A 2,931-nucleotide genomic window follows, 5' to 3' on the forward strand; every position below is an offset into this window, starting at 1 on the left:
GGGCCCGGCCGCCCCGGCGGGCGACGACCGGCAGTCCGTCCCGGCGCCCGAACCCCGGCCGACCGCCGAGCCGGCCCCCGCCTCGGCGGCCCCCCGCACCGCGTGGTGCGCTGCCTGCCGGGCCGCCGCCGTCGACGCCGACGGCTACTGCGAGCGGTGCGGGCACGCCCAACTCCGCGAGCGGGACCGGCTGGAGCAGGTGGACGGCCCGGTGGCGGTCGCCACCGACCTCGGGCTGCGGCACCACCGCAACGAGGACTTCTTCGCGATCACCGGCACCCCTACGTCCGAGGGGCAGCACGCGACGGTCGCCGTGGTCTGCGACGGCGTGTCGTCCTCCACCCGGCCCGACGAGGCGTCCGCCGTCGCCGCCCGCACCGCCTCCGCCTGGCTGGAGCGGGAGTTGTCCGTCGGCGGCGACGCGCGTTACGCGATGTTCGACGCGATCATCCGGGCCCACCAGGCCGTCACCGCGCTGGCCGAGGGCGGAAGCCCCGAGCAGAACTCCCCCGCCTGCACGATCGTCGCCGTGGTCGGGCAGCCCCGAGTGGTCACCGTCGGCTGGGTCGGGGACAGCAGGGCCTACTGGGTGCCCGACGACCGGACGTCGCCGTCGTCCAGGCTGACCGAGGACGACTCGTGGGCGACGCAGATGGTCGCCGCCGGTCTGATGAACGAGGCCGAGGCGTCCGCCGATCCCCGGGCGCACGCGATCACCGGATGGCTGGGGGCCGACGCGGGCGAGGTCGAGCCGCACGTCGCCTCGTTCGCCCCGGAGGGCCCGGGCGTGGTGGTGGTGTGCACCGACGGCCTGTGGAACTACGCGGAGTCCGCCGGGGAGATGGCCGCCGCCGTGCCGCCTGACGCGCGCGCCCGGCCCCTGGAGGCGGCCCGCTCGCTGGTGGCGCACGCCCTGCGCGGCGGGGGCCACGACAACGTAACGGTGGCACTCGTTCCGTTCCCGGCGTACGCGACGCGGGCAGGATCGGCCTGACGTAACGGGGCGTTCCGCCCCCGTCGGCCGCCGGGTGGCGGCCTGTCCGGACAACCGAGCGGAAGCAGGACGCAGCAGGGATGGCCAACTTCGCCAAGTCGAACGTGCCGCGGTTCTCGGTCGACGTCTACCAGAACCGGTACCTCGCCGAGGGCGCCCAGGAGGTCAACGCCATAGTGACGGTCACCTCCACCGGCGGCGGCACCTCGGGCGGCATGCCACTGGTGCGGCGGGAGGCGGTGGACACCGGCCGGGCCGCCGTGGTGATCATGATGGACTGCTCGGGCTCCATGGACTATCCGCCGAGCAAGATGCGGAACGCCCGGGACGCCACTGTCGCCGCGATCGACACCCTCACCGACGGCGTCGCGTTCGCGGTCGTCGCCGGCAACCACCTGGCCAGGGAGGTCTATCCGGGCGACGGGCGGCTGGCGGTCGCCGCCCCGGCCACCCGGGAGCACGCCAAACAGGCCGTCCGGGAGATCAAGGCGCGCGGCGGCACCGCCATCGGCACCTGGCTGCGGCTCGCCGAGCGGCTGCTGAGCGACCACGACGCCGCGATCCGGCACGGCATCCTGCTGACCGACGGCCGCAACGAACACGAGGAACCGGAGGCGCTTCGGGAGGCGCTGGCCGCCTGCGCGGGCCGGTTCACCTGCGACGCGCGCGGGGTCGGCACGGACTGGGAGGTCGCGGAGGTCACCTCGGTCGCCTCCGCGCTGCTCGGCACCGCCGACATCGTCGCCGATCCCGAGGGGCTGGCCGCGGACTTCACCCGGATGATGACGGCCGCGCTGCGCAAGGAGGTCGCGGACGTCGCGCTGCGGCTGTGGACGCCGCTGGGCGCGGAGGTCGTGTTCGTCAAGCAGGTCGCGCCGACCGTGGAGGACCTGACCGACCGCCGTACGGACTCCGGGCCGCGTTCCGGGGACTACCCGACCGGCTCCTGGGGCGACGAGTCCCGCGACTACCACCTGTGTGTACGGGTGCCGGCCGCCCGCGTGGGGCAGGAGATGCTCGCGAGCCGGGTCTCCCTCGTCCGCTCCCGCGCCGACGGCACCGCGCACACGCTCGCCCAGGGACTGGTCCGGGCGGTGTGGACGGCCGACGCGGTCGCGGCGACGACGCTCAATCCGCAGGTCGCGCACTACACCGGCCAGGCCGAGCTGGCCCGGGCCATTCAGCAGGGGCTGGAGTTGCGCAAGGCCGGCGACGTGGCCGGCGCCACCGCCAGACTGGGCCGCGCGGTGCAGCTCGCGGCCGCCTCCGGCAACGAGGACACCGCGAAGCTGCTCGCGAAGGTGGTGGACGTGGTGGACGCCGCTGCGGGTACTGTTCGGCTGAAGGCACGGGTGACGGAGGCCGACGAGATGACGCTGGAAACCCGTTCCACGAAGACGGTCAGAGTGAAGAAGTAGCGGCGACAGCCACGACGTGAGGGGGCAGCCGGAGATGCGGACTTGTCCGAACGGCCACCAGTCGGCGGCCGACGACTGGTGCGAGGTCTGCGGGCATCGCATGGCCCCCGCGCCCGGAGCGGGCCAGCACTCGCCGCCCCCGCCGTCCGGCGGCTACGGCTACCCCGCCCCGCCGGGCCCGACGGCACCGATACCCGACGACGCGACGGCGCAGGCCGAGCTGTGCCCGCGCTGCCGCACGCCGCGTGAGGAGCGCGCGCAGTTCTGCGAGGAGTGCCGGCACGACTTCCGTACCGGCGCGCCCGGCTCGTTCCCGCCGCCACACGGCGGGCAGGGGGCCGCGCCGCTGGAGTACACGAACTCGGGCCGCACCCACCTGAACCGGCCCGCCGAGCCGATACCGCCGCAGCCGGCCACCGGCGACGCCGACTGGCAGCTGGCGCCCCCCGGTGCCCCCGCCCATCCGCAGGGGCCGCACCAGGGCCGGCCGTACGGAGCGACGCCCGAGCAGTCCTACCC

The 2,931-nt window shown here is 75.2% G+C and carries 2 protein-coding genes and 1 pseudogene; all 3 read left to right on the top strand.

Going from position 1 to position 2,931, the window contains the following annotated elements:
* The coding region (locus FNX44_RS25605) for a PP2C family protein-serine/threonine phosphatase (RefSeq protein WP_143651361.1) at nucleotides 1-994 on the top strand (994 nt) is incomplete at its 5' end.
* Between the two features lie 80 nt (nucleotides 995-1,074).
* Nucleotides 1,075-2,412 (top strand): vWA domain-containing protein, encoded by a 1,338-nt coding sequence (locus FNX44_RS25610; protein WP_143651362.1) that lies wholly within the window; start codon nucleotides 1,075-1,077, stop codon nucleotides 2,410-2,412.
* A gap of 34 nt (nucleotides 2,413-2,446) precedes the next feature.
* Nucleotides 2,447-2,931: pseudogene (locus FNX44_RS28650) on the top strand (FHA domain-containing protein); the annotation flags it as partial.

Source organism: Streptomyces alkaliterrae (assembly GCF_007097205.2).
In the GTDB taxonomy this organism is placed as follows: Bacteria; Actinomycetota; Actinomycetes; order Streptomycetales; family Streptomycetaceae; genus Streptomyces; species Streptomyces alkaliterrae.

Excerpts from the sequence above, each read along its gene's own strand:
- FNX44_RS25610 (WP_143651362.1), top strand. The coding sequence starts at position 1,075 with ATGGCCAACTTCGCCAAGTCGAACGTGCCGCGGTTCTCGGTCGACGTC.